Genomic DNA, 22537 nt, shown 5'->3' with positions numbered 1-22537 from the left:
CCACCGCTTCAGTCGAGGCCCCCGTTGCTCCTGAGCAGCTGCCCGTTGACCCACTGGCCCTGTGGGGAGCACAGGAAATCCACCAGGTGCGCGGTGTCCCGCGGTGTGCCGAGGCGGCCGAGCGGGGTGGCCCCGGCCAGTCCCTCCCGCGCCTCGGAGGACATCCAACCCGTGTCCACCGGCCCGGGGTTGATGACGTTGGCGGTCACGCCGAGGTGGGCGAGCTCATGGGCGGCGGCCAGGGTGATGCGGTCCAGGGCGCCCTTGCTCGCCCCGTAGGGCAGGTTGCCGACCGTGTGGTCGCTGGTGAGGGCGACGATCCGGCCCGTGCCGGGCGTGGCGCGGAAGCGCAGCCCGTACTCGCGGATCAGCAGCCAGGTGGCGCGTGCGTTCACGGCGAAGTGCCGGTCGAAACTCTCGAGGGTGGTGTCGAGCAGCCCGGAGTCGACGGACTCGGCGTGGCACATCACGAGGGCGGTGACGGGGCCCATCCGGCGTTCCGTCTCGTCGTAGATGCGCAGAGGGGCGTCCGGATCCGTGAGGTCCGCCTCGATCGCCGCGGAGGCCGCCCCGTGCTCGGCGAGCTCCTCGGCGATCGTCTCGGTGGCTCCGCGCTCGGCGCCCCAGGCCATGCGGCGGTCGTACGGTGTCCAGTAGGTGAAGGCGATGTCCCAGCCCGATGCGGCCAGTTGCCGGGCTATGCCCGCACCGATGCCGACGGTGCGGCCCACGCCGGTGAGGAGCGCGAGCGGACGGGCAGCGGCCTGGTTCTCGTCATTGTTCGTCACAGGGCGGAATGATCAGGGGCCGCCCGTGCTCCGCGCAACCGCCTTACGGCCCCGGGCGGATTTCAGGCCAGGGAGAGGAACAGCTTCTCGAGGCGGGCACGCATCCGGTCCCTGTCGGTGCCCGCCCGCCCGTCCTCGGCCAGGCACTGTTCGAGACCCGACGCGATGATCGCGAAACCGGCCCGGTCCAGGGCCCGGGACGCGGCGGCGAGCTGGGTGATCACGTCCTCGCAGTCACGGCCCTCCTCGATCATCCTGATGATCCCGGCGATCTGGCCCTGGGCCCGGCGCAGCCGGTTGAGGACCGACTTCAGCTCATCGGCCGCCATCTCGAGTTCCATGCCTCATCCTCCGTCAGTCGGCGGGCTTCTCCCACACCGAGACGTGCCGGCCGCTCTCACTCGTGAACGGTTCCCGCGCCCAGCCCTCCCACCGCTCACGCAGGCGCAGCCCGGCGAGCTGCGCCATCAGGTCGAGCTCCGCGGGCCACGCGTACCGGAACGGGATGGAACGGTACGTGCCGCGGCCGCCCTCGACGCCGACGTAGTTCGAGCTCATCGTCTGGGTGGCGATGTCGTAGGAGTCGAACGCCCAGCGCGTCGGGCTCACATGGAACGGTACGACGCTCTGCCCCGCAGGCAGTTTCCTCAGTTCGGGCACCATGACCTCGATGACGAAGGTGCCCCCGGGCGAGAGGTGCGCGGCGACGTTGCGGAAGCAGTCCACCTGGGCCTGCTGCGTCGTCAGATTCATGATCGTGTTGAAGACCAGGTAGGCGACGGAGAACGTCCCGTCCACCTTCGTCGTCGCGAAGTCGCCGATCGTCACACCGATGGTGTCCGCGTCACCGCCGGGCTTCTCCCGCAGGCGCGCCACCATCGCCCGCGACATGTCGATCCCGTGGACCGGAACCCCGCGCTCCGACAACGGGAGGGCGATACGCCCCGTCCCGATGCCGAGTTCGAGCGCTCGCCCGCCGCGTGCGAGCCCCGCCAGGAAGTCGGCCGCGGGGTTCACGGCCTCCGGCAGGAACATCTCGTCCGCCGGGTCGTCGTAGGTCGCGGCGACCTGGTCGCCGAAGTAGCCGTCCTCGTCATCCATCGCGCGACCGTACTGCGGGGCGCGGCCCGTGCCCACCGACTTTTCGCCTGAACGGCGGCTATCGGATCGAACTGCCGGTCACGCGATCCAGGAAGGCGGACCAGGCGGCGGGGGAGAGGGCGAGGGACGGGACGGTGAGGTCCTTGGAGTCCCGGACGTGGATGGCGTGGGGGCTGGCGGCGACCTCTACGCAGGCGCCGCCTTGGTCGCCGCTGTAGCTGCTCTTGAACCAGCTGAGGTCGATGCTCATAGCTTCCCTGCCACCTGTTCGATCAGTCTTGCCGACTCTTCAGGGCTGAGTGCCTGGGCTCGCAGAATGCCATACCTCGCGAACAGGTCTCCCAAGTCCGGTTGTGCATCCACGAAGTAGCTGCCGCTCTGACCTTCGATGTAGGCGAGCTGGCGGCGCTCGTCAGTGTCCAGGAGAATCATGGGCCCATTGAGGGCGGCATGAGTCTCTCGGTCCGGTGGCATGACTTGGATCTCCACGTTCCGGTTACGCCCCACCGCCAGGACATGCTCCAGCTGTTCTTTGAGGACCGCGCTGCCTCCCAGCGGCCTCGTGACCGTGATCAGCTCCAACACGAAGCTGACGACCGGGGCAGGTCGGCGCTGGAGAAGCTTCTGGCGCGCCAGCCGCGTGGCTACGCGCGCTTCGATCTCGTCATCCTCCAACGGCGGGCAATGGCAGTTGAAGACTGCTCGTGCGTAGGACGCTGTCTGAAGGAGCCCCGGAATGAGGTGGTTCTCGTACCAGTGGAGCGCTGATGACTTCGCTTCCTCGTCGGCGAAAGCCCGGAACCAGGTGGGCAAATGGCTGAACCGCAACTCCTTGGCTGCCGCGCTCAGTGCACCCTGTGCACTCAGCGCCTCATCCGCGAGCGGAACGAAATCCCCCTTCGGCGGCCTCGCTCCCCGCTCCACCATCGCCACCTGCGACTTGGAGAAACCAATCTTCGTGCCCAGCGCCTCCTGGGACAGCCCCAGCCGTTCGCGGAAGAAACGCAGCAACGCGCCGAACATCTCTGCGTTACCGCTTCCTTGTTCACTGGAGTGCACAGCTCCACCCCCCAAGTGCACAGAAGTGCACAGTCGTTCTGCGGTGCTGGTCACGGTACGTGCCGACGGTCAGGCTTTTCCCATGAAGCAGAAAAGTTCACCGGGCAGCCCGGTTCCTTCCTGGGTTCCCGTGCGCGGGCACGCGCTCCGGCTCACGGGGATCCACTTCGACGCCGTACGCATCGCCGGGTTGCTGGGCGAGCAAGTGGCTTACGAGCTGATGCAGTTCACGGACTTCCGGGCGGGCCCGATCGTGCGGTCCGGAATCGGTGAGCGGAGCATGTACTTCCTGTTGCCGCCGCAAAGTGGCGCCGCATACGGGTGGCCGGTCGGGGTGCGGTTGATGGGCCGGGATGTGCGGTGCGACGCGTTCGTGGGCGTGCCCGCGTTGGACGGCCGGACGTGGCCGCTGGACTGGCGGTCCCTGCCCACCCGGGAGGCGCCTTTCGTGGATGCCGGGCTGCTGTGCGAACTCGCGGGCCTTGCCCTGAAGGGTGGTTGATCGAAACTCTGTGCCTGCGGCATATGTGCACCGTGTGCTCACGCCCTGCAGTAGCGTGACCGTGATCATTACGCTCTGTGCGCACGCGTGCGCAGGGCGGCCCCCGGAGGTGCTGTGAACACCCGCCCGAGGGCCTTCACCTACGAGTGGAACGGCCCACCGAGATGATCCGGCATGCTATCGCGCCCTCCCGGCGCTTCACGAAGGCTTCGCACGATGTCGTGCGCCATCCGCGTCTCACCAGTGACGCGAAGGTCCTTCTCCTGTACGTGCAGGGCCTCCCCGACGACCAGACCGAGAAGTCGCTGAGCGAGCTCGCGCGGCAGCTCGGGATCACGGGCCGGGCGTACCAGAAATCCAAGGAACTGCTGGTCGCGCACGGGTTCCTGCACGAGAAGCGGGAGCAGGGCGTGCGCGGACTCTGGTCCACGGCGCAGCTGCTGTCCAACGTTCCGCTCACTCCCGAGGAGGCGTCCGGGCTCCGTACGGGCGGCGATCCCGACGACGAGCCTCCGGCGCCTCCGGCTGTACGGCCTCCGGTGGTCGGTGAGCCAGTGGATCGGATGGTCGGTCGTCAACCACCGGTAGACGAAGAACAAGAGAAGAACTATCCCCACCCACCCACCGAAGCGGCGTCGGTTCCGGAGCCGGAGCTGGAGCCGGAATCACCCGAAGCGGCTGAGGGAGAACGCGTGTTGCTCTCGCTGCGGCACGTACGGCGGGAGCTGTACCTCGGCGTCAGGGAGGCCAGGGCTCTCGCCGGCCTGGCGGCCACGTGGCTGCTGCGCGGGATCACCGCTGCCCAGCTGCGCCAGGTGCTGACCAGCGAACTGCCGGAGGGTGGAGTGCGGTCGGCGGTCGGGTTCCTGCGGTACCGGCTCGTGCACAAGATGCCGGAGGAGCCTCCCCGGGCCGAAGTGCGGGCCGCGGCACCGCCGGTCGCCGCGTTGGTCGCCTGCGCCGGGCCCGGCGAGGAACATGTCTTCCGGTCGGTGGAGGGCGAGAGGTACTGCGGGGAGTGCCGACGGGAAGAGGCGCGGAAACAGTGGGAGGCGCGGCGGGTGTGGGCGGAATCGATCCCGGACCCACAGCCCTGGCGTGAACGCTTCGCGGCTGTGACCCCGAATCCGAACCGAACGTAGGATCAACAGCCCTGTCCTTAAGCTGATTTAGTCGGCAACAGCGTGGCGAAAGGGACGCCCGGCCGACGGGGTGAGAAGAATGGCGGAGGCGCCATGGAGAGGTGACGAAGCCCTCTCCCGCGCTCGCGACCCCGCTCAGCCGCCGCCGCGACAGCCGGAGATGTGGCAGACGAAGGAGGACCCGTGATGGATGTCTCGGTGGATCAGCTGACCGGCGTGGTCGACAGAGCGCGAACGCGGGCCCGTGGGCAGCTCCTCGATGCGGGACGGGAGCTCTTCGGCGTCTACGGCTACGCGGAGACGTCGGAGCAGGCGCTGTGCGAGGTCGCGGGGGTGCCGGAGGAGGTGCTCTGGGAGGAGTACGGCTCCCGGGAGGGCGTGTTGATCGCCCTGCACAACGAGGTGACGACCAAAGGGCTGCGCGCGGCGGAACGGGCCCTGCTCTCGGAGGGCATGGACGACTGTCCCGTGGCGCAACGCTTCCGGATCCTCTTCGACGCGTACGTGACCGCGGTGACCCGGGACCTGCGCGAGGCGCGGCTGACGTTCGTCGAGGTCCTCGGCGTGAGCCCGGCGGTGGACGAGCACTGCAAGCGGTGGCGGGACCTGTGGGCCGACTTCCTGACCGGCGAGGCCGAGCGGGCGGCGGTTCGCGGCGAGGCGGAGGAGCGGGACCACCGGGTGGTGGTGATGGTGATGGTGGGCACGGTCCACGAGCTGATGGCCCACCACAGCCGCCGCCCCCGCAGGGCCCGGCCGGAAGAGGTGTCGGCGGAGCTGACGGAGCTGGGGCTGGCGATGCTGGGGATTCAGGGGGCGGGCGGGTAGACGGGCGCCCCGTTCAGTGCGGTGGCGCCATCGGGTTCAGGGCGTTGGCGATGGTGCAGCCGCCCTCTCCGGGCATCCGCTGGATCCGGGACGGCACCCACACGTCGGTGGCGCCCGGGACCACGCGGGCAAGGAGGCACTCCTGCGGGTCGAAGTTGTTGCCCTTCACCGACAGGAGCACGCCGATCCGTCCGCCGTCCGCCTTCACCTCGGTACGGATCGCCGGATGCAGATCCAGGGCGGCGAGCGTGCGGCGCACCTCGGCCTCGTCCACCCGGCCACCCTCCGGCACCCGGGGCAGTTCCGCGCGGAGCTCCTCGTACGGCAGCGGCGGTGGTTCGGGTGGCGGGGCGAACGTCATCGGAAGGTTGTCCGGGCAGTCCACGTCACGAGGGTCCTCACGCCACTCCGACCTGGGCGACACCCGCACCGCGAAGCAGCGCCGGACGGTGACCTCCTCGGGGTCGATCCATCCGTTGTACGCCGAGCCGGACGTGCGGACGACCACGTCGATGCCGTCCCCGTCGTGTGTCGAGGTACCCGTCACCCGCAGTACCTCCACCCCGTCGAACTCGGAGGCGGAACGCCCGACTTCCTCGGCCGTGCGCGGGCGCTGGCCGTAGAGCCGCTCGCCCGCCTTCCTGGCCACCGCCCGTGCGGCGTCCGTCGCCTCGCCCTCGGAGGACTGCACCACGCCGCAGCCGGCGGTGAGCAGCAACAGCGGGGCGAGCAGCAGTAGTCGGCGCATGTGTGCACCCTTTCGGCGTCACGCGCGGCGGGCAACCCGCTCGTGTACTCAAACCGGCGCAGGCGATCGTACTCAGCCGGTGCGGGGAGCGGGCCGGGCGTGCGTCAGGAGGAACTCGGTCGCCCGCGCGATGGCCTCGGCGGAGGTGGTGTGGACGGCCTCGGACTCCTCGTCCTGCTGGTCCGCGGCGGTGGCGGTGTACCACCAGGCATCGGCGTCCTGGTCGTGGTGAATGACGGCGGAGCCGCCTGCGTAGCGGAGCGGGATGGACTCGCCCGCGGGCCTCCTGGCCACGGCGTGAGGCCACTTGAGGCGTGCGGACTGGCGCTTGATGCCGCCCCAGGCCGTGCCCAGTTGGGTGTAGCTGGCCCCGTTGCGGCCTGCCACGGTGGCGGCGCTCTCAGCCAGACGGTCGACGGAGCGCTTGGTTTCGTACAGGGCCCGCAGCAGCGCCAGTTGCACGTCGGGTGCGGCCATGAGGGCGCTGTCGAAGGGCTTGCCGGCGGTGCGGTAGGCCAGTGCGCGCGTCGAGATCCGTTCGGCCAGTGCGCGGGCCGCGTCGAGCACCTCGTCGTCCATGGCGAACATGTCGTCGTCGGTGGGCTCGCTCCAGGCGGGCTCCACCAGGGTCGTGATGGTGGACCAGAAATTCTCGTCGTTCCTGTCGGGGACAGGGATAGCCGCTGCGTCATCCATGCGACAAGTTTACCTGTCGAATGGATCCAATGACAAGTAAAGCTGTCAGAGTCTGATGTGTGCGGCGACGGGCAGGTGGTCGCTTCCCGTAGCGGGCAGCGACCGGAGCCGGGTGACCGTCGCGGACCGGGTCAGGATCTGGTCGATCCGGGCCAGGGGCAGCTTCGCGGGCCAGCTGAACGCGAAGTCCGTGTCCGGCCGGCTCATCTGCGAGGTGACCGGCTCCAGACCCCTGTCGTCCAGCGTGCTGTTGAGGTCTCCGAGGAGGATCACCCGGTCCAGCGGTTCGGCGGCGATGGCCCTGCCGAGAAGAACGGCGCTCTCGTCCCGCCACCCGGAACTGAAACCGGAGCTCAGGCCCAGCCGGACCGACGGCAGGTGCACGACGTACACCGCTGCCTTGCCCCGCGCCGTCGTGGCGGTCGCCCGCAGCCCCCGGTCCCAGCCCTCGCCGACAGCCTTCGGCTTGATGTCCACCTGGCGTACGTGGGACAGGGGGTACTTCGACCAGAGACCGACCGTGCCCCGGGTCGCGTGGTGCGGATAGTCCGCCGTCAGGACCGCTTGGAACGCCGGAAGTGCGGACGGTGTCAGCTCCTCCAGAGCGATGAGGTCGGGCCGGGCCCCGAGCAGCGCCCGAGCGGTGCCGGAAGGGTCCGGGTTCACGTCGCTGACATTGTGCTGGAGCACCGTGATCTCGTGGTCCCCGGCCTCGTGGCCGGAGAACAGCAGTCCGCCGAAGAGCGCGCCCCACGCCACGACCGGCAACAGCAGTGCGGCCAGGGCGACGTACGAGCGACGCAGGAGGGCAAGGACGAGCAGGACGGGGACGGCCAGGCCCAGCCAGGGCAGGAACGTTTCGAGAAGACTGCCCGCGTGGCCGGGCAGTTGGGGGACCACGGAGTGGAAGACCAGGAGGAGGGCGACCAGGACGGCGAGCAGCCCGAGGACCCGCCCTCGGGTCCGACCCCATGGCGCCTTGCTGCTCTCCGGCTTCGACATCGCCCCGCCCACCCGGTTTCGTCGGCATCCTCACGCTGTGGCCGGACGGCACGGCGTCACTCGATACGACGACGCAGTGATCACCGGTCCGGTTCCGTCCCGATGCCCGCGGCTCAGGCCGGGGTCAGGGCTCCCGCGTACGGTCCGCCCACGCCCCAGGCCTGGTGCATCACGTCCGCGAAAGCTCCGGCCAGCCTGTGCTCGCCGGTGGGGCCGGGGTGGGTGCCGTCGTACGTGTCCGTGTGGATGTCGTAGCCCGCCGGGGCCGAGGCCAGCAGGATCGGGGACGACGGGTTGTCGAGGTCGGCGACGGCCTTCCCGAGAAGCAGGTTGAAGCGGTCGCACTCGGCGGCGAAGGGGGCGTCGGACTCGGCCCGTATGTTCGGTATCACGGGAAGCAGGACCATCTTGATGTGCGGGTTCGCCGTGCGGGCCGCGGCGATGAACGCCCGTACGTTCTGGGCCGTCTGCCCGCTGTCCGTGTAGAAGCCGAGGTCTATCAGGCCCAGCGAGACGAGCAGGACGTCGGCGCGGGCAGCCGTGACCGTGTCCGCGATGACCGGGGCCATGTGGAGCCAGCCCTCGCCCCAGCCTGCCAGGTGCCGCCGGGCATGATCGGGGAAGGCCGGATCACCGTACGCGGAGGAGCCCGGGGCGTTCGCCCCGATGTCGTGCAGCTCGGTGCGCGGGCCGGTGATCGTGTAGCCGCCGTCGCCGAGGGTCGCTTCGAGGTGCTGCCACATGCGGTAGCGCCAGGTGAAGTCGCCGGCGCTGCCGATGGTCATCGAGTCACCGACGAAGAGAAAACGCATGGCGACATCATGGCGGATCACCGCTCCCGCCTGCGACGTGACAGTGGACACTTGTGCCATGAGATCGCTGCTGACTGTTTCCGCCGCCGCCACCCTCCTGTTCCTCACGGGTGCGGCGCCCGCTGTGGCGGACGACGGGGACGGGGCCGATCGGACCTTCACGATCGAGGACTCCCGGATCACCGAGTCGAGCGGCCTCGCCGCCAGCCGCGCCCACCCGGGCATCTACTGGACGCACAACGACAGCGAGGACGGGCCGTACGTCTACGCCGTCGACTCCCGGACCGGGAAGACCGTCGCGAGGATCACCATGCAGGGGGTGGGGGCGCCCCGCGACGTGGAGGCGATCTCGCTCGGGCCGGACGGGAACCTGTACGTCGGTGACATCGGCGACAACCTCGACGGGTCCTGGGACCACGTCTGGATCTACCGCTTCCCCGAGCCGAAGCGGCTCGCGGACGCCACCGTGCGGGCCACCCAGTTCGACGTGAAGTACGCCGACGGGGCCCGCAACGCCGAGGCGCTGATGGTCCACCCGAAGACGGGCAGGGTCTACATCGCGTCGAAGAACGAGGACGGCGGCGGGCTCTACGAAGGGCCCGCGAAGCTGTCGACCGGCGGGGCCAACGTGTTCCGGCGGGTCGGCGAGGTGCCGTGGGTGACGGACGGGGCGTTCTCGCCGGACGGGCGGGAGCTGGTCCTGCGCTCGTACTTCAGCACCAGGGCGTACGCCTTCGAGGGGGGCAGGCTCGGTGAGGACCACGCGGTGAGCGTGCCGCTCCAGGGGCAGTCCGAGTCGGTGACGTACACGGCGGACGGCTCCGCGATGATGTTCGGCTCCGAGGGGGAGCGGAGCGAAGTGGTGCGGGTCGACGTCGAGGGCGGCGGGAACGGCGGGGGCGGGAGCAAGGCGCCCTCCCGGGACGGCGGGTCCTCCTCCGGCGCGGGAGGCGGCGGGACCGGTGACGGGAGCGGGAAGGGCACCGTGACCGGGGGAGCCGTGGTGCTCGCGGTCATCGCGCTGGCCGTGTTCGGCTTCAAGCGGCGGCGCGGATAGGGGGCGCGAGGGACCGTTCAGTACTCCGGCGTGAGTGGGCGGAGCTCGTAGTGCAGTGTCCGGTCCCTCTTCAGCCGGTGGGCGAGGGGGACGAACACGCCGTGCAGCGCAGGGTACTTGCGGGACAGGGTCCGGGCGGCGTGGGTGTTCTCCTTCGACCCCTGGGCGAGGAGGCGCGCGGAGGCGGTGACCGGCGACCCCGTCGGCACTCCCCGCACGGTGCACGGGGCGATCTCCACCACCGGGTGGTTGCGCATCCGGTCGACCTTCCACGCCGAGGAGAACGTACGGATGTAGGCGTGGTCGCCCTCGACGGCGATGCTGACGGGTGTCCGGGCAGGCGATCCGTCCGGCCTGCGGCTGCTCAGCAGGACGGTGTACTGCTTCACGAAGGGCTTCAGCTCGCGGATCGTGTCCATATGTCCCATGGTCCACGGATCGGGCGCCGTGTCATCCGCGTGCGCGCTGCTCCACAAGGACTTCGAAGCCGTCGATGAGGCGGCCGAGGCCGAAGGCGAAGTGATCGAAGTCGGCCCCGAACGCGTCCTCGGACAGTGCGGCCATGTACGGGTACTCGCCGCTGAGCATCGCCCGCTCCAGGTAGGGGCGCTGGCCCTCCCAGAAGGCCGCGTCGCTGAGGCCCGTCTGCCGGGCCGCCTCCGTCGCGTGGTTCTCCGTCCGGGCGAGGCCCTCGACGAAGCTGTTGACCGTGATGATCACGCCGATCAGCTCGGGGTCGCGCAGGCCCATGCCCCTGAGTCCGGTCAGGGCGAGTTCCAGGCCGCGCAGGGCGCTGGGGCCGAGGACCGTGCGGGCTTGGTTGATCTTGAGGAGCCAGGGGTGGGTGCGGAGGTTGGCCCGGTAGGTGTGGGCCATCGAGTCGACGGCCGCCCGCCAGTCGGACGGCACCTGTGAGGCGTCCGCCGAGAGCGGTTCGCCGAGGACCCGGTCGAGCATGAGGTCGAGCAGTTCGGCCTTGCCGGGGACGTACCGGTAGAGCGACATCGTGCCGGTGCCGAGCTCGGTGGAGAGCCGGCGCATCGAGAGGGCCGCGAGGCCGTCCGCGTCGGCGACCTCGACGGCGGCGGCGACGATCCGGTCGAGAGTGAGTCCCGGCTTGGGGCCGCGGCTGGAGCGTTCGCCGGTGCCCCACAGGAGCTCGAGGCTGCGTCCGATGTCGCCGCTTCCGGTGGTCGTGCCGTCTGCCGCCGCTGCCGGTCCGCTCTTCGTCATGGACTCAGGGTAATCCCCTGAACAGGAACTGGGTACGGTGTACTCTCATCTGGGTACGCCGTACTCAGTTCTTTGTGGTGAGGGGAGTGAGCCATGTCCGCGTCCGGATACGCCGTGCTGGCCGAAGGGGTCGTGAAGCGCTACGGGGCGAAGAAGGGGGTGGCGGAGAAGAGGGCGCTCGACGGATTCGACCTGGCCGTCCGCCCGGGCACCGTCCACGGCCTGCTCGGGCCGAACGGGGCCGGCAAGACCACCGCCGTCAGGGTGCTCGCCACCCTCCTGAGGTTCGACGGGGGCCGGGCCGAGGTCGCCGGCCTGGACGTGGCGCGCGAGCCCCGGCGCGTACGGAGCAGGATCGGGCTCACCGGGCAGTACGCCGCCGTCGACGAGGTGCTCACCGGCCGGCAGAACCTGGAGATGTTCGGCCGCCTCTTCCACCTGGGCGGCAGTGGGGCGCGGCAGCGGGCCGGCGAACTCCTGGAGCAGTTCGACCTCGTGGACGCCGCCGACCAAGGCGTCAAGGCCTACAGCGGAGGCATGCGGCGGCGGCTCGACCTGGCCGCCTCGATGATCCTCGCGCCCACGGTGCTGTTCCTGGACGAGCCGACGACCGGGCTCGACCCGCGCAGCCGGGGCGAGGTGTGGGATGCGGTACGGGCGCTGGTGGCCGGCGGTACGACCGTCCTGCTGACCACGCAGTACCTGGACGAGGCCGACAAGCTCGCCTCGCACATCACCGTCATCGACCGGGGCCGGTCCATCGCCGACGACAGCCCGGACGGGCTGAAGAACCGGGTCGGCGGCGACCGGATCGAAGTCGTCGCCGCCGAGCCGGCCGACCTCCCGGCCGTGGTCAAGGCCGTGGACCGGGTGGCAGACGGCGGGCTGGTCGTGACCGAGGAGACGGACCGCCGGGTGCACGCCCAGGTCGCGGACCGGGTGGCCGCACTCACCGAAGTGGCGCGGGCCCTCCAGGACGAAGGGATCGTGGTCGAGGACATCGGGCTGCGCAGGCCCAGCCTGGACGACGTGTTCCTGCGCCTGACGGGACGCGGGGCAGCGGCGGAGACCGGCGACGACACGACGATGGAGGTCGCGGCATGACCGCGCTCGAACTGCACGCCCGCCCCGGCCGCGAGCGGAACCGGGCCTACTGGGCGCTCGCCGACAGCTGGAACGTCACCCGGCGCAGCCTCACCCACTACCGGCGCCAGCCCATCGCCATCATCTGGCAGCTCGGCTTCCCCATCATCTCCGTCCTGCTGTACGGGTATGTCTTCGGCAGCGCCATGAAGGTGCCCGGTGGCGGCGACTACCGTGAGTTCCTGATGCCCGGCATGTTCGCCACGACCATGACCATGGGCTTCATGAACACCGCGATGGCCGTCGTCACCGACGCCGGCAAGGGCGTCATCGACCGCTTCCGCTCGATGCCGATGGCCCCGTCCGCCGTCTCCGCCGGACGCGGGGTCGCCGACCTGGTGGTGGCCTGCGCCGAGCTGACGATCCTGGCCCTCACCGCACTGGCGATCGGCTGGCGTGCGGGCGGCAGCCCGTGGGAGGCCGTGGGCGCGTTCGGACTGCTTCTGCTGCTGCGCTTCAGCCTGATCTGGGTGGGCGTCTGGCTGGGGCTGCTCGTGCCCGACGCGGAGTCGGCGGGCGGCCTGTACGCCATCGCCTTCCCCGTCACGATGATCTCCAGCGCCCTGGTCGCCCCCTCGCTGATGCCGGGCTGGCTGGGCACGGTCGCCGCGTGGAACCCGGTGTCCTCGACGGTGACCGCCTCCCGGGAACTGTTCGGCAACCCGGTGGCGAGCGGCGGCACATGGGTCGAGGAGCACGCGCTGCTGATGGCGATGGTGTGGCCGCTGGTGATCACGCTGGTGTTCCTGCCACTGGCGGTACGCAGGTTCCAGCGGCTCAGCCGCTGACCGGCCGGCACGGGGCCCGCGTAGGGTCGGGCCCCATGCCGGACTACGGGCCCGACCCCTTCTCGACCAGCCGCCTCGACGCGCTGCCGCTCGATGTCTCGTACGCGGACGAGATGAAGGCCGTCCTCGCCGACCCCGCCCTCCACACGTACACGGGCGGCACCCCGGAGGACCCGGACACCCTGCGCGCCCGCTACGCCCGCCAGAGCGCCGGCTCCCCGGACCCCGCCGAGCTGTGGTGGAACTGGGTGCTCCGGGTGCGTACCGACGGGCGCCTGGCCGGCTACGTACAGGCGACGGTGCGCGGTTCGCGGGCCGAGATCGCCTGGGTGGTGGGGACGGGGTGGCAGGGCCTCGGTTACGCGAAGGAGGCCGCGACGGGCCTGGTCGAGCACCTGGGCGGGTGCGGCGCACGCACCGTTGTGGCCCACATCCACCCGGACCACGCCGCGTCCGCCGCTGTGGCGGCGGGGGCGGGCCTGGCGCCCACCGAGGAGTGGGAGGACGGCGAGGTGCGGTGGCGCCTGGAACTCTCCGACGAGGCTGCCCGGCGGGGCGAACAGGCGGAGTGAGCCGCCCGTGTCGGTGCGTCCGGGCTGCCCCGGTGCCATCCTGGAGAAGAGACACGGAGGTCACGATGGGCTTCTACGTGGAGCAGGTCGTGCCGCGGATCGTCAACGTCGCCTGTGGGATGAAGACAGCCGCACCCCTGCGGCATCGCGTCTGTGAGGGCCTGCGGGGCAGCGTCGTCGAGATCGGCTTCGGCTCGGGCCACAACATCCCCTTCTACCCGGCGGCCGTCGCAGGCGTGGCCGCGATCGAGCCCTCCGGAGTCGGATGGCGGCTCGCCGCAAAACGCCGCAGGGCGGCAGGTGTCCCCGTGCGGCGCGCCGGGCTGGACGGTCAGGCGCTGCCGTTCGGGGACGACAGTTTCGACACCGCTCTCTCCACCTGGACGCTGTGCACCATCCCCGACGCCGCTGCCGCCCTGCGCGAGGTGCGGCGCGTCCTCCGACCCGGCGGGACACTGCACTTCGTGGAGCACGGACTCGCCCCGGAGGAGGACGAGAACGTCCGCCGCTGGCAACGGCGTCTCGACCCGATGGAGCAACGGCTCTTCGGCGGATGCCACCTCACCCGGCCGATCGTCGACCTGCTGACGACCGGCGGATTCAAGGTGACGGAACTCGACGTCTTCTACGAGAAGGGCGCCCCGAAGGTGATGGGCGCCGACTCCCTGGGCGTCGCACTGTCCCCCTGACGCCGTTCGCCCCGCGGAGTAGGGTGTCCGGCCATGACCGAACCGGCCTTCGTGCAGACCACCCGCGCGTCGTACGACGCCTTCGCCGATGACTACGCCGCGCACTTCCAGGACGAGCTCGCCGACAAGCCCATCGACCGGGGCGTACTGGCGGGCTTCGCCGAACTCGTCATCGCCGGGGGCGGTGGGCCCGTCGCCGACGTGGGCTGCGGTACAGGGCGGGTGACGGAGCATCTGCACGCCCTGGGCGTCGACGCGTTCGGCATCGACCTGTCCCCGGGCATGCTGGCGGTGGCTCGGCGGTTCTACCCGGGCCTGCGGTTCGAGGAGGGATCGATGCTCGGCCTGGACCTGCCGGACGGCGGTCTGGGCGGGCTGCTGGCCTGGTACTCCACGATCCACGTACCGGATGAGCAACTGCCGCAGGCCTTCGCGGAGTTCCACCGGGTCCTCGCCCCGGGCGGTCACCTCCTGCTGGGGTTCCAGGTGGGCGAGGAGGTGGTGCGCAGGACGGACGCGTGGGGGCGCGACATCCAGCTCGACTTCATCCGCCGCGAACCCGAGCGGATGGCCGGGCTGCTGACGCGGGCGGGACTGACGATGAAGGCCCGGACGGTGCGGGAGATCGACGAGGAGAGCGACTTCCCCGAGCCGACACCGCAGGCGTTCCTGCTGGCCCGCAAGCCCAGGTCGTGACAGGAACCCGGAACGTGTAGGTGTTATGCGCGAGGGCTTCCGGCCTTCACCAGAGCGGCCACTTCGAGCGTCACCTCGGCGCCGATCGACTCCGGCAGCGTGACCGTCTGGCCGGGGGCGTAGACCCGGTGCTGGTCGTACCCGCCGGCGACCGGCTCGGTCAGGACGTGGACCCGGCCGTGCCTGCGGTCGACGATCACATACACCGGGACCTTCGCCTCGGCGTAGGAGGTGACCTTGTTGCGCAGGTCGTTGTTGTAATTGCTGGAGGTCACCTCCAGTACGAGGCGGAACACCGCAGGGTCGTAACAGTTGTTCTCGATCAGGTGCTCGTCGAAATCGGAGTCGACGACGGCCAGGTCCGGAATGGCGTAGTCCTCGGGGCCGCCGGGAAGCCACAGGCCGATGGCCTGGAGGACCTCTGTCTCCCCGTCGTCGAGTCCGGCCGCGATAAAGGGCCGCATGAGCTTGGTCAGAGCACGGGCGTGCGGGCCGTCCGGGGGTGGGGCCACGGTGATGACGCCTCCGATGATCTCGACGCGATAACCCGGAAGCTGCCCCATGAGGTGGTTCGCCGTCACGAGCATGGGTTCCGGCTCATCGTCACAGGGGTGCTCGACTGCTGATGCAGACATTGCGGGCCTCCTGGGATGGCTGGTGTCGAGACCATCATCGTAGGGCGGTGCGCCCCGGTTCGTCCCGCAGGCGGTGCGCCACCCGGTCGAGTGAAGCAGAAACGGCCCTGCACCCGTGAGGGGTGCAGGGCCGTCTCGTACGCGTAACCGCTACAGCTTCTCGATCACGTAGTCGATGCAGGCCGTCAGCGCCTGGACGTCCGCCGGGTCGATCGCCGGGAACATCGCCACGCGCAGCTGGTTGCGGCCCAGCTTGCGGTACGGCTCCGTGTCGACGATCCCGTTGGCGCGCAGCACCTTGGCGACCGCGGACGCGTCGATCTCGTCCGCGAAGTCGATCGTGCCGATGACCTGCGAGCGCTTCGCGGGGTCGGTGACGAACGGCGTCGCGTACTTGGACTCCTCGGCCCAGCCGTACAGGTTCTGCGAGGACGCGGCCGTGCGGCCGGTGGTGAAGTCAAGGCCGCCCTGCGTGTTCATCCACTTCAGCTGCTCGTTCAGCAGGAAGAGGGTGGCGAGCGCCGGGGTGTTGTACGTCTGGTTCTTCAGGGAGTTGTCGATCGCCGTCGGCAGCGAGAAGAACTCCGGGACGTGCCGGCCGGAGGCGTGGATACGCGCGGCGCGCTCCAGGGCCGCCGGGGAGAACACACCGATCCACAGGCCGCCGTCGGAGGCGAAGGACTTCTGCGGGGCGAAGTAGTAGACGTCCGTCTGGGTGATGTCGACCGGCAGGCCGCCCGCACCGGAGGTGGCATCCACCAGGACGAGTGAACCCTCGTCGGCGCCCGCGACCCGCACGATGGGGGCTGCGACACCGGTGGAGGTCTCGTTGTGGGTGAACGCGTAGACGTCGACGCCCGCTTCGGCCTTCGGGTCCGGGTGGGTGCCCGGGTCGGAGGCGATGACCGTGGGGTCGGCCAGCCACGGGGCGAGCTTGGCCGCCTTCGCGAACTTCGACGAGAACTCGCCGAAGTTCAGGTGCTGGGACTTGTTCTCGATGAGCCCGTGCGTCGCCACGTCCCAGAAGGCGGTGGAGCCGCCGTTGCCCAGGATGACCTCGTACCCCTCGGGGAGGGAGAAGAGGCTGCGTACGCCGTCGCGTACCTCGCCGACCAGGTTCTTGACCGGGGCCTGGCGATGGGACGTACCGAGCAGAGAGGTGCCGGTGGCGGCCAGCGCGTCGACCGCCTCCGTCCGCACCTTGGAGGGTCCGGCGCCGAAACGTCCGTCGGCGGGCTTGATGTCAGCGGGAATCTTGATATCGGCCACGATCCGGAGCGTAGTCCCTCGGGGACACGGCCAGGGACCGTGTCCGTCGGATGAGACGCACGCTCCGGCCCGTGGACGGCCGATGCGGTGGGGAAAGATCAGCCCAGGTCGACCGGGAGCTCGTACAGGTCGTTCTGGGTCACGATCGGCTTGTTGCGGAGCTCCGAGGCCGGTACCGCGAGGTCCAGGTCGGGGAAGCGCTCGTACAGCGCCGGGAGTGCCACCCCGGCCTCCAGCCGGGACAGCGCCGCACCCGGGCAGACGTGCGGGCCGTGGCCGAACGCGATGTGGCGGTTCGGGGAGCGGGTGGCGTCGAAGTCACCCGCGGTCGGCCCGTACTGCTCCTCGTCCCGGCCCAGCGCGCCGAAGGACACGATCAGCGCCTCACCCTTGGGGAGCACCTTGTCCCCGACCTGGACGTCCTCCGTGGCGAACCGGATCAGGACGTGCGAGGTGGGTGTGTTCCAGCGCAGGGTCTCCTCGATCACGTTCTCCCACGGGATCTCCCCGCTCAGCACCCGCTTGCGCTGCTCGGGGTGCGTCTGGAGCGCCTCGACGACGTTGACGACCAGGCTGATCGTGGTCTCGTGACCGGCCGCGATGATCAGCTGCAGGGTGTTGACGATCTCCTCGTTGGTGAGGTGGTCGCCCTCCTCGGAGGCCGCGATCAGGGCGCTCGTCAGATCGTCGCCCGGGTTCGCCCGCTTGTCGTCGACGATCTTCGTGAACAGGGCGCCGAGGTCCGCCATCATCTGCGGGACCTCCTCCGGCGGCGTCTGCGTCGAGAAGAACTTCTCGAACAGCTCCTTGAGGCGGGGGTGGTCGGCCGCGTCCACGCCCATCAGCTCGCTGATGACGTTCATCGGAAGGGGGTAGGCGAACTCCGCCTTCAGGTCGACGGGCTCACCCTTCGGCAGCGCGGCCAGCCGGTCCAGACTCGCGTTCGTCAGCGCCTCGATGCCCGCCCGCAGCCGCTCCACCCGCTTCACGGTCAGCGCCTGCGCGACGAGGGCACGCAGCCTGCGGTGCTCGGTGCCGTCCACCGTGAGCATCGAGCGGCCCGGGTTGGCGAGGCCGATCAGCGGCCAGTCCATCGGTATCTCGCCGCGCTGCCACGCGTTCCAGACGTTGATGTCCTTGACCACACGGCTGTCGGTGAGCAGCTGGCGCGCCTCGGCGTGATGCGTCACCGCGTAGCAGTGCACCCCGCCGGGCAGCTCCACCTCGGCGAGCGGGCCGGCGGCACGCAGCGCCGAGCTCTCCGAATCGAGGTCGGCGACAAAGGGATCGAGGACGATCCGGGTCATTTCTGGCCTCCAAGGGCGGGAGTGGGCGTGAACTGCACCGGCAGGTCCGTCAGCCCACGCAGCCACGGGGACGGGCGCCGGGTGAGCTGGTCCGCGGGGACGGCGAGGTCCACGTCCGGAAGCCGGTCCAGGAGCACCTCGATCCCCGTACGGGCGATGACCTCGGCCGTCTCCTGCGCGGGGAAGGGGCAGCGGTGCTCGCCGTGGCCGAACGAGAGGAAGGCGTTGTTGCCGCCGGTGAGCATGGAGCCGTCGGTGCGTATCTGCGGGTCGCCGTTCGCGGCGGCGATGCCGAGGAGCAGCAGGTCGCCGGAGCGGATGTGACGCCCGCCGAGGTGGGTGTCGCGGGAGGCCCAGCGGCCCGCCACGTTCTGGGTGGGGGTGTCCTCCCAGAGCACCTCGTTCATGGCCTCGGCGACGCTGTGCCGGCCGCCGGACAGCGACGCGGCGAAGCGGTCGTCGGTCAGCATCAGCCGCAGCGAGTTGCCCATCCAGTCGGCGGTCGCCTGGTGGCCCGCCGCCATCATGACCATGAGGTCCTGCGCGACCTCCTCGTCGGTGAAGCCGCCGGGATCGTTCAGCATCCTGGTCGCGACGTCGTCGCCGGGCTCGGCGTGCTTGTCGGCCAGGAGCTGGAACATGGACGCACCGAGGAGCTGCTGGCCGGCGAGGGCCCGCTCACGGCCGTCGATCATGTCGTTGAGCGCGCCGACGAGGGCGGGGCCGGCCTCGGTGCTGAAGCCGTAGAGCTTCGTGAGGACCAGCGACGGGAGCAGCATGGCGTAGTCGGCGATGATGTCGGTCCGGCCGGTGGAGCAGAACCGGTCGATGAGGCCGTCGGAGAACTCCTCCGCGTACCGCTTCAGCGCGAACGGGTCCACGCCCTCCAGCGCGTTGCTGATCATCGCGGCCCGGACGCTGTGCCGTTCGCCGACCGTGTAGAGGATCGAGGGCTGCTTGCGGCCGATCATCGGGAGCAGCGGCCAGGTGTCGGGGATGTTCTCCCACTGGTTCCACAGTTCGGAGTCCCGGCTGAAGAGCACCGGGTCGGTGGTGACCTGGTGCAGCTCGCGGTAGCCGAGGATCAGCCAGGCGGGTACGTCGCCGTCGAGCACGACCGGCGCCACGGCGCCGTGGTCGCGCCGCATGTCCCGGTACAGCCGCACGGGATCGGTCTGGAACCGCTCTCCGGACAGCGGGACGGAACCATGGGACACGGGGCACTGGGTCACAGCGTGGGCTCCGGGGTCTTTGCGGCCGCCGGCGAAGCCGTGCTTCCTGCCAGGGCCGCCTCGGCGGTCCGGGAACGGGCGACGGAGAGTGCGTGGAGGTGTTCTACGAGCGTGATCAGGACGTACTTGCTGGAGGAACGGTCCCGGGCGTCGCACTCGACGAGCGGAACGTCGGGGGAGAGGTCCAGCGCCTCGCGGATCTGCTGCTCGGTGTGCAGCGGGCCGCCGAAGTCGTTGCACGCGACGATGAACGGCGTGCCGTGGTGCTCCAGCCGGTCGATCGCGTACCAGGAGTCGGCGAGCCGCCGGGTGTCGACGAGTACGACGGCACCCAGGGTCCCGGAGAAGAGGCGGTCCCACAGGAACCAGAAGCGTTCCTGTCCGGGTGCGCCGAAGAGGTAGAGGACCGAGCGCGCGTCGAGCGTGATCCGGCCGAAGTCGAAAGCGACCGTGGTGGACGTCTTGGACTGCACACCGTCGAGGTGGTCGACGGCCTCGCCCGCGCGGGTCATGGTCTCTTCGGTGTTGAGCGGACGGATCTCGCTCACGGAACGGACCATGGTGGTCTTGCCGACCCCGAAGCCGCCCACAACGACGATCTTCAGTCCGTTGTCGGCTGTCGCCTGCAGGGCGGCACGGTCAGAGGTTGCGGAGTCCAACGAGCACCTGTTCCAGGGTGTCGGTGTCGGGGAACCGGTCCTCGACACGGGCAGTACGGGGATGGCGGGCGCTGATCCGGCCGGTGTCGAGCAGGTCGCAGAGCATGATGCGGACGATGCTGACGGGCAGGCTCAGGGTTGCCGAGATTTCGACGACCGCGGTGGGGCGCCGGCACATCCGCAGGATCGCGACGTGCTCCGACTGCATACCGGGGTTCGGGTCGCACTCGGCGACCACGAGCGTCACGAGGTCGAACGCGGCCGAGTCGGACCGGCTGCGGCCACCGGTGAGGGTGTACAGCCGGTCCGGGTCGTCGTCGCGTCCGGGGCGGGGGCGCGGCGCCGACGTCATACGTCCGCGGTTTCCGCGGCCGTGGCCGCTGCGTCGTCCACCACTTCTGCGGGAGTGCGGGGCGGGGCGACGAGGTACTCGCCGAGCTGCTCGACGAGTTCGCTCATGTTGTGGCCGACGAGGCCGACATCGGACTCCTCGGCGGCCACGACCGCGAGATGGGCGCCGGCGCCCGCCTCGACGATGAACAGCACACCGCCGTAGAACTCGGCCATCGCGGACCGCACGCCACCCGTGCCGTCACCGAACTCGATGGACGCTCCGTGCGACAGGCTCTGGATACCGGCGGAGATCGCGGCCAGCTGATCGGCCTGGTCGACGGAGAGCTCGGGGGTACGGCACAGCTTGAGGCCGTCCCGGGACAGGACGAGGGCGTGCCGGGCGCCGGGCGTGCGGTCGAGCAGCCCCTCCAGCAGCCAGTTGAGCTTCTCGTCGGTGGTCGCGGTCATCGGGTGTTGCCTTCCGGGTGCGGGGAGTTGGCTCGTACCGCCTGGCTGAAGGTGCTGAAGCGTGCTGCCTGGACCTTCACGTCGGTGGTACGGGGCCTGGGGGAATCGGCTCCGCCGGGGGTGGCATTGCCGGTACGGGATTCGGCGGCGGCCAGGGTGCGGCCCCGCCGGCGTTTGGGCAGGCCGCTGTCACCGAACTGGGGGACTGCACCGGTGGACTCGGACTCGGAATCCACCGAGGACGCGGGCACGGGCTCGGGGGAGCCCTGGTCCCGCGCGTCCGCCGCGGGGGCGGCGGACGGCGTCGTGGCCGTTGCGTGGTCGGGCTCCGGCTCGGGGCGGCCGGCGGGCACGGGGGCCGGTACGGGCGCGGGCGCGGGCGTACGGGAGATGAGCTCCTGCGGCAGCATCATCAGTGCGCCCGTGCCGCCGCGCGCGGACGGCCGGAAGGAGACGGTGAGGCCGTGCTTGCGGGCCAGCCGGCCGACGACGGCGAGGCCGAGCCGGGTGCCGGACAGGCCCGTCAGGTCCTGGTCCTCGGCGGACACGGCACGCTCCGCGCGGCGCAGCTGCACGTCGCTCATCACCAGACCGCTGTCCTCGACGGTGACGACGATGCCGGCCGGGACCTCCTCGACGTACACGTGCACTTCCGCCGTGGGCGGCGAGAAGTTGGTGGCGTTGTCGAGGAGTTCCGCGAGAGCGTGCATGACGCCTTCGGCGGCGTGGCCGGCGATCGCGACGTCACTCGTGGAGTGCAGGCGGATGCGCTGGTAGCTGCCGATCCGGCCCATCGCGCCGCGCAGGATCGACTCCATGACGATCGGCTTCGCCCAGCGGCGCCCGGAGCGCGCGCCGGTGAGCACGGCGATGGAGTCGGCGAGGCGGCCCGCCTGGGCGGTGCGGTGGTCCAGGTGCAGCAGATCGCCGAGGACGTCCTCGGCGGTGTGGCGGTGTTCCATCTCGCGCAGGTCGGCCAGCATGCTCGTGGCCAGGGCCTGCATGCGGCCGGCGGCGTTGGCGCAGGCGGCGATCGCCGCCGAGCGCTCGGTCTCACTGCGCCGGGCACGGGCGGTGAGCCGCTCGGCCTCGGCGGTGAGGCGGGCGCTCTGGTCGGAGGCGTCGGCGGTGACCCGGTCGACCCGGTCGTGCGCCTCATGGGTGACCCGGGCGGTCTCGGCGGCGGCCGCGGCTCTGATGCGGGCGGTCTCCGCGGTGAAGCGCTGGGCCTCCGATGCGGAGGTCGAGACGAGGCGGGAGGTCTCGGCGGTGAAGCGTTCGGCGTCGGCGGCCCGCAGGGCGCGCAGGTTGCGCGCGGCGGCGAGCGTACGGACCGTGACGGTCGTCGCGGCGCACAGCAGCACGGCAGCGGCGCTCGCCCCCCAGATGACTGGGGTCCGTACCGAGGTGGGTGAGGCGGCGGCCGCCCACAGGCACAGGGAACCGGTGACGGCTGCCGAGATCAGCAGGGCGAGTGCGGTTGGCCGGAGTGAAGGGCGCAATCGGAGTCCTCGGGGCGGACGGTTCGGGGGGCAGGGACAATACGGACGCTTCGGTGTGGCTGTGGTGAAAGAGCCACAACTGGAGCTGATTGTTCCTGATCAAGTCACGGCAACTATAGGAGAATTGACGAGTTGTTTGGGGATTCCTTGTGGTCACTTCTGTTTGAAATCTGATTCGGAAGGTGCCTCGCCCGAGCGCTCTCGGCCTCGTGCACCGGATGAATCGGTGTGACGGGTGGGGAAGTGGTGGCGAATGTGGCGGTATGTCCCCCCTGT

At 70.3% G+C, this 22537-nt stretch carries 28 protein-coding genes; 9 read left to right on the top strand and 19 right to left on the bottom strand.

Translation table 11 applies throughout. The features are described 5' to 3' along the window. Positions 1-8: 8 nt before the first annotated feature. The 5 genes from ABZS61_RS24930 to ABZS61_RS24910 all read right to left on the bottom strand — a co-directional run bounded on the left by ABZS61_RS24930 (position 9) and on the right by ABZS61_RS24910 (position 2912). Entirely contained in the window at positions 9-788 is a 780-nt protein-coding gene (locus ABZS61_RS24930; protein WP_356425294.1) for an SDR family oxidoreductase, read from the bottom strand. Positions 789-850: 62 nt separating this feature from the next. Beyond that, on the bottom strand, positions 851-1129 hold the full coding sequence (locus ABZS61_RS24925) for a metal-sensitive transcriptional regulator (protein ID WP_356425289.1): 279 nt from the start codon (positions 1127-1129) through the stop codon (positions 851-853). Positions 1130-1142: 13 nt separating this feature from the next. After that, the gene (locus tag ABZS61_RS24920) at positions 1143-1889 is read right to left on the bottom strand and encodes a class I SAM-dependent methyltransferase (protein ID WP_356425285.1); all 747 of its coding nucleotides are present in this window, start codon (positions 1887-1889) and stop codon (positions 1143-1145) included. Between the two features lie 58 nt (positions 1890-1947). Next, complete coding sequence (locus ABZS61_RS24915) at positions 1948-2139, bottom strand: DUF397 domain-containing protein (protein WP_356425281.1); 192 nt, start codon at positions 2137-2139, stop codon at positions 1948-1950. Beyond that, positions 2136-2912 carry a helix-turn-helix transcriptional regulator gene (locus tag ABZS61_RS24910; RefSeq protein WP_356425278.1) on the bottom strand — a complete coding sequence of 259 codons (777 nt, stop codon included), beginning with the start codon at positions 2910-2912 and terminating at the stop codon, positions 2136-2138. Before ABZS61_RS24910 ends, ABZS61_RS24915 begins: the two co-directional genes overlap by 4 nt. Positions 2913-3030: 118 nt before the next feature. On the opposite strand from ABZS61_RS24910, the gene ABZS61_RS24905 reads away from it, so the two are divergent. From ABZS61_RS24905 to ABZS61_RS24895, 3 genes are all read left to right on the top strand, one after another. Next, complete coding sequence (locus ABZS61_RS24905; RefSeq protein WP_356425275.1) at positions 3031-3450, top strand: hypothetical protein; 420 nt, start codon at positions 3031-3033, stop codon at positions 3448-3450. Positions 3451-3614: 164 nt separating this feature from the next. After that, on the top strand, positions 3615-4592 hold the full coding sequence (locus tag ABZS61_RS24900) for a hypothetical protein (RefSeq protein WP_356425272.1): 978 nt from the start codon (positions 3615-3617) through the stop codon (positions 4590-4592). Between the two features lie 186 nt (positions 4593-4778). Continuing rightward, the gene (locus ABZS61_RS24895) at positions 4779-5420 is read left to right on the top strand and encodes a TetR/AcrR family transcriptional regulator (protein ID WP_356425269.1); all 642 of its coding nucleotides are present in this window, start codon (positions 4779-4781) and stop codon (positions 5418-5420) included. A 13-nt stretch (positions 5421-5433) separates the two neighbouring features. Here ABZS61_RS24895 and ABZS61_RS24890 read toward each other — a convergent pair whose 3' ends face one another. From ABZS61_RS24890 to ABZS61_RS24875, 4 genes are all read right to left on the bottom strand, one after another. Further along, the gene (locus ABZS61_RS24890) at positions 5434-6168 is read right to left on the bottom strand and encodes a translation initiation factor IF-2 (protein WP_356425266.1); all 735 of its coding nucleotides are present in this window, start codon (positions 6166-6168) and stop codon (positions 5434-5436) included. 72 nt (positions 6169-6240) lie between these two features. Then, positions 6241-6864 (bottom strand): hypothetical protein, encoded by a 624-nt coding sequence (locus tag ABZS61_RS24885; protein WP_356425264.1) that lies wholly within the window; start codon positions 6862-6864, stop codon positions 6241-6243. A gap of 45 nt (positions 6865-6909) precedes the next feature. Continuing rightward, positions 6910-7866 carry an endonuclease/exonuclease/phosphatase family protein gene (locus tag ABZS61_RS24880; RefSeq protein WP_356425260.1) on the bottom strand — a complete coding sequence of 319 codons (957 nt, stop codon included), beginning with the start codon at positions 7864-7866 and terminating at the stop codon, positions 6910-6912. 113 nt (positions 7867-7979) lie between these two features. Continuing rightward, positions 7980-8738, bottom strand: a complete 759-nt coding sequence (locus tag ABZS61_RS24875; RefSeq protein WP_356425257.1) for a GDSL-type esterase/lipase family protein — start codon at positions 8736-8738, stop codon at positions 7980-7982. Here ABZS61_RS24875 and ABZS61_RS24870 point away from each other — a divergent pair. Continuing rightward, a complete protein-coding gene (locus ABZS61_RS24870; protein WP_356425254.1) occupies positions 8737-9735 on the top strand; it encodes a WD40 repeat domain-containing protein in 999 nt (332 codons plus the stop codon). The genes ABZS61_RS24875 and ABZS61_RS24870 overlap by 2 nt on opposite strands. Before the next feature lie 17 nt (positions 9736-9752). Here ABZS61_RS24870 and ABZS61_RS24865 read toward each other — a convergent pair whose 3' ends face one another. Both ABZS61_RS24865 and ABZS61_RS24860 read right to left on the bottom strand, forming a co-directional pair. Further along, positions 9753-10154, bottom strand: coding sequence for a PPOX class F420-dependent oxidoreductase (locus ABZS61_RS24865; protein WP_356425251.1), 402 nt, complete (start codon positions 10152-10154; stop codon positions 9753-9755). Between the two features lie 31 nt (positions 10155-10185). Then, the gene (locus ABZS61_RS24860) at positions 10186-10968 is read right to left on the bottom strand and encodes a TetR/AcrR family transcriptional regulator C-terminal domain-containing protein (RefSeq protein ID WP_356425248.1); all 783 of its coding nucleotides are present in this window, start codon (positions 10966-10968) and stop codon (positions 10186-10188) included. Positions 10969-11061: 93 nt separating this feature from the next. Here ABZS61_RS24860 and ABZS61_RS24855 point away from each other — a divergent pair, with 93 nt between their 5' ends. The 5 genes from ABZS61_RS24855 (at position 11062) to ABZS61_RS24835 (ending at position 14856) form a co-directional block, all read left to right on the top strand. After that, positions 11062-12072 (top strand): ATP-binding cassette domain-containing protein, encoded by a 1011-nt coding sequence (locus ABZS61_RS24855; protein ID WP_356425245.1) that lies wholly within the window; start codon positions 11062-11064, stop codon positions 12070-12072. Continuing rightward, the gene (locus ABZS61_RS24850; RefSeq protein WP_356425242.1) at positions 12069-12899 is read left to right on the top strand and encodes an ABC transporter permease; all 831 of its coding nucleotides are present in this window, start codon (positions 12069-12071) and stop codon (positions 12897-12899) included. The genes ABZS61_RS24855 and ABZS61_RS24850 overlap by 4 nt, the downstream gene beginning before the upstream one ends. A gap of 35 nt (positions 12900-12934) precedes the next feature. Beyond that, the gene (locus tag ABZS61_RS24845) at positions 12935-13471 is read left to right on the top strand and encodes a GNAT family N-acetyltransferase (RefSeq protein WP_356425239.1); all 537 of its coding nucleotides are present in this window, start codon (positions 12935-12937) and stop codon (positions 13469-13471) included. 65 nt (positions 13472-13536) lie between these two features. Continuing rightward, positions 13537-14160: a methyltransferase domain-containing protein gene (locus ABZS61_RS24840; protein WP_356425236.1), complete on the top strand. Its 624-nt coding sequence runs from the start codon at positions 13537-13539 to the stop codon at positions 14158-14160. A gap of 33 nt (positions 14161-14193) precedes the next feature. Then, positions 14194-14856 carry a class I SAM-dependent methyltransferase gene (locus ABZS61_RS24835; RefSeq protein ID WP_356425233.1) on the top strand — a complete coding sequence of 221 codons (663 nt, stop codon included), beginning with the start codon at positions 14194-14196 and terminating at the stop codon, positions 14854-14856. 23 nt (positions 14857-14879) lie between these two features. On the opposite strand, the gene ABZS61_RS24830 is transcribed toward ABZS61_RS24835, so the two are convergent. The 8 genes from ABZS61_RS24830 to ABZS61_RS24795 form a co-directional block, all read right to left on the bottom strand. Further along, the gene (locus ABZS61_RS24830; protein ID WP_356425230.1) at positions 14880-15491 is read right to left on the bottom strand and encodes a Uma2 family endonuclease; all 612 of its coding nucleotides are present in this window, start codon (positions 15489-15491) and stop codon (positions 14880-14882) included. Between the two features lie 150 nt (positions 15492-15641). After that, complete coding sequence (gene serC / locus ABZS61_RS24825) at positions 15642-16760, bottom strand: phosphoserine transaminase (RefSeq protein WP_356425227.1); 1119 nt, start codon at positions 16758-16760, stop codon at positions 15642-15644. Positions 16761-16858: 98 nt separating this feature from the next. After that, complete coding sequence (locus ABZS61_RS24820) at positions 16859-18067, bottom strand: cytochrome P450 (protein WP_356425224.1); 1209 nt, start codon at positions 18065-18067, stop codon at positions 16859-16861. Continuing rightward, positions 18064-19299 carry a cytochrome P450 gene (locus ABZS61_RS24815; RefSeq protein ID WP_356425221.1) on the bottom strand — a complete coding sequence of 412 codons (1236 nt, stop codon included), beginning with the start codon at positions 19297-19299 and terminating at the stop codon, positions 18064-18066. The genes ABZS61_RS24820 and ABZS61_RS24815 overlap by 4 nt, the downstream gene beginning before the upstream one ends. Further along, complete coding sequence (locus ABZS61_RS24810) at positions 19296-19958, bottom strand: ATP/GTP-binding protein (RefSeq protein WP_356425217.1); 663 nt, start codon at positions 19956-19958, stop codon at positions 19296-19298. The genes ABZS61_RS24815 and ABZS61_RS24810 overlap by 4 nt, the downstream gene beginning before the upstream one ends. Continuing rightward, positions 19939-20310: a DUF742 domain-containing protein gene (locus ABZS61_RS24805; RefSeq protein WP_356425214.1), complete on the bottom strand. Its 372-nt coding sequence runs from the start codon at positions 20308-20310 to the stop codon at positions 19939-19941. The genes ABZS61_RS24810 and ABZS61_RS24805 overlap by 20 nt, the downstream gene beginning before the upstream one ends. After that, positions 20307-20759, bottom strand: coding sequence for a roadblock/LC7 domain-containing protein (locus ABZS61_RS24800; protein WP_356425211.1), 453 nt, complete (start codon positions 20757-20759; stop codon positions 20307-20309). Before ABZS61_RS24800 ends, ABZS61_RS24805 begins: the two co-directional genes overlap by 4 nt. Continuing rightward, a complete protein-coding gene (locus ABZS61_RS24795) occupies positions 20756-22261 on the bottom strand; it encodes an ATP-binding protein (protein ID WP_356425208.1) in 1506 nt (501 codons plus the stop codon). Before ABZS61_RS24795 ends, ABZS61_RS24800 begins: the two co-directional genes overlap by 4 nt. Between the last annotated feature and the right edge of the window lie 276 nt (positions 22262-22537).

Origin of the sequence: Streptomyces sp. NPDC005566 (assembly GCF_040605575.1) — a bacterium.
Lineage (GTDB): Bacteria > Actinomycetota > Actinomycetes > Streptomycetales > Streptomycetaceae > Streptomyces.
The sequence above is the reverse complement of the archived record's forward strand: the minus strand, read 5'-3'. Positions and strand labels throughout refer to the sequence as shown.

Bases quoted from the DNA above. Each gene is read 5' to 3' on its own strand.
- ABZS61_RS24885 (WP_356425264.1), bottom strand. From the start codon at position 6,864: ATGGATGACGCAGCGGCTATCCCTGTCCCCGACAGGAACGACGAGAAT.
- ABZS61_RS24875 (WP_356425257.1), bottom strand. From the start codon at position 8,738: ATGGCACAAGTGTCCACTGTCACGTCGCAGGCGGGAGCGGTGATCCGC.
- ABZS61_RS24860 (WP_356425248.1), bottom strand. From the start codon at position 10,968: ATGACGAAGAGCGGACCGGCAGCGGCGGCAGACGGCACGACCACCGGA.
- ABZS61_RS24820 (WP_356425224.1), bottom strand. From the start codon at position 18,067: ATGACCCGGATCGTCCTCGATCCCTTTGTCGCCGACCTCGATTCGGAG.
- ABZS61_RS24920 (WP_356425285.1), bottom strand. From the start codon at position 1,889: ATGGATGACGAGGACGGCTACTTCGGCGACCAGGTCGCCGCGACCTAC.
- ABZS61_RS24910 (WP_356425278.1), bottom strand. From the start codon at position 2,912: ATGTTCGGCGCGTTGCTGCGTTTCTTCCGCGAACGGCTGGGGCTGTCC.
- ABZS61_RS24850 (WP_356425242.1), top strand. From the start codon at position 12,069: ATGACCGCGCTCGAACTGCACGCCCGCCCCGGCCGCGAGCGGAACCGG.
- ABZS61_RS24870 (WP_356425254.1), top strand. From the start codon at position 8,737: ATGAGATCGCTGCTGACTGTTTCCGCCGCCGCCACCCTCCTGTTCCTC.
- ABZS61_RS24805 (WP_356425214.1), bottom strand. From the start codon at position 20,310: ATGACGTCGGCGCCGCGCCCCCGCCCCGGACGCGACGACGACCCGGAC.
- ABZS61_RS24905 (WP_356425275.1), top strand. From the start codon at position 3,031: ATGAAGCAGAAAAGTTCACCGGGCAGCCCGGTTCCTTCCTGGGTTCCC.
- ABZS61_RS24800 (WP_356425211.1), bottom strand. From the start codon at position 20,759: ATGACCGCGACCACCGACGAGAAGCTCAACTGGCTGCTGGAGGGGCTG.
- ABZS61_RS24925 (WP_356425289.1), bottom strand. From the start codon at position 1,129: ATGGAACTCGAGATGGCGGCCGATGAGCTGAAGTCGGTCCTCAACCGG.
- ABZS61_RS24865 (WP_356425251.1), bottom strand. From the start codon at position 10,154: ATGGACACGATCCGCGAGCTGAAGCCCTTCGTGAAGCAGTACACCGTC.
- ABZS61_RS24900 (WP_356425272.1), top strand. From the start codon at position 3,615: ATGATCCGGCATGCTATCGCGCCCTCCCGGCGCTTCACGAAGGCTTCG.
- ABZS61_RS24840 (WP_356425236.1), top strand. From the start codon at position 13,537: ATGGGCTTCTACGTGGAGCAGGTCGTGCCGCGGATCGTCAACGTCGCC.
- ABZS61_RS24890 (WP_356425266.1), bottom strand. From the start codon at position 6,168: ATGCGCCGACTACTGCTGCTCGCCCCGCTGTTGCTGCTCACCGCCGGC.
- ABZS61_RS24835 (WP_356425233.1), top strand. From the start codon at position 14,194: ATGACCGAACCGGCCTTCGTGCAGACCACCCGCGCGTCGTACGACGCC.
- ABZS61_RS24855 (WP_356425245.1), top strand. From the start codon at position 11,062: ATGTCCGCGTCCGGATACGCCGTGCTGGCCGAAGGGGTCGTGAAGCGC.
- ABZS61_RS24830 (WP_356425230.1), bottom strand. From the start codon at position 15,491: ATGTCTGCATCAGCAGTCGAGCACCCCTGTGACGATGAGCCGGAACCC.
- ABZS61_RS24915 (WP_356425281.1), bottom strand. From the start codon at position 2,139: ATGAGCATCGACCTCAGCTGGTTCAAGAGCAGCTACAGCGGCGACCAA.
- ABZS61_RS24895 (WP_356425269.1), top strand. From the start codon at position 4,779: ATGGATGTCTCGGTGGATCAGCTGACCGGCGTGGTCGACAGAGCGCGA.
- ABZS61_RS24880 (WP_356425260.1), bottom strand. From the start codon at position 7,866: ATGTCGAAGCCGGAGAGCAGCAAGGCGCCATGGGGTCGGACCCGAGGG.
- ABZS61_RS24845 (WP_356425239.1), top strand. From the start codon at position 12,935: ATGCCGGACTACGGGCCCGACCCCTTCTCGACCAGCCGCCTCGACGCG.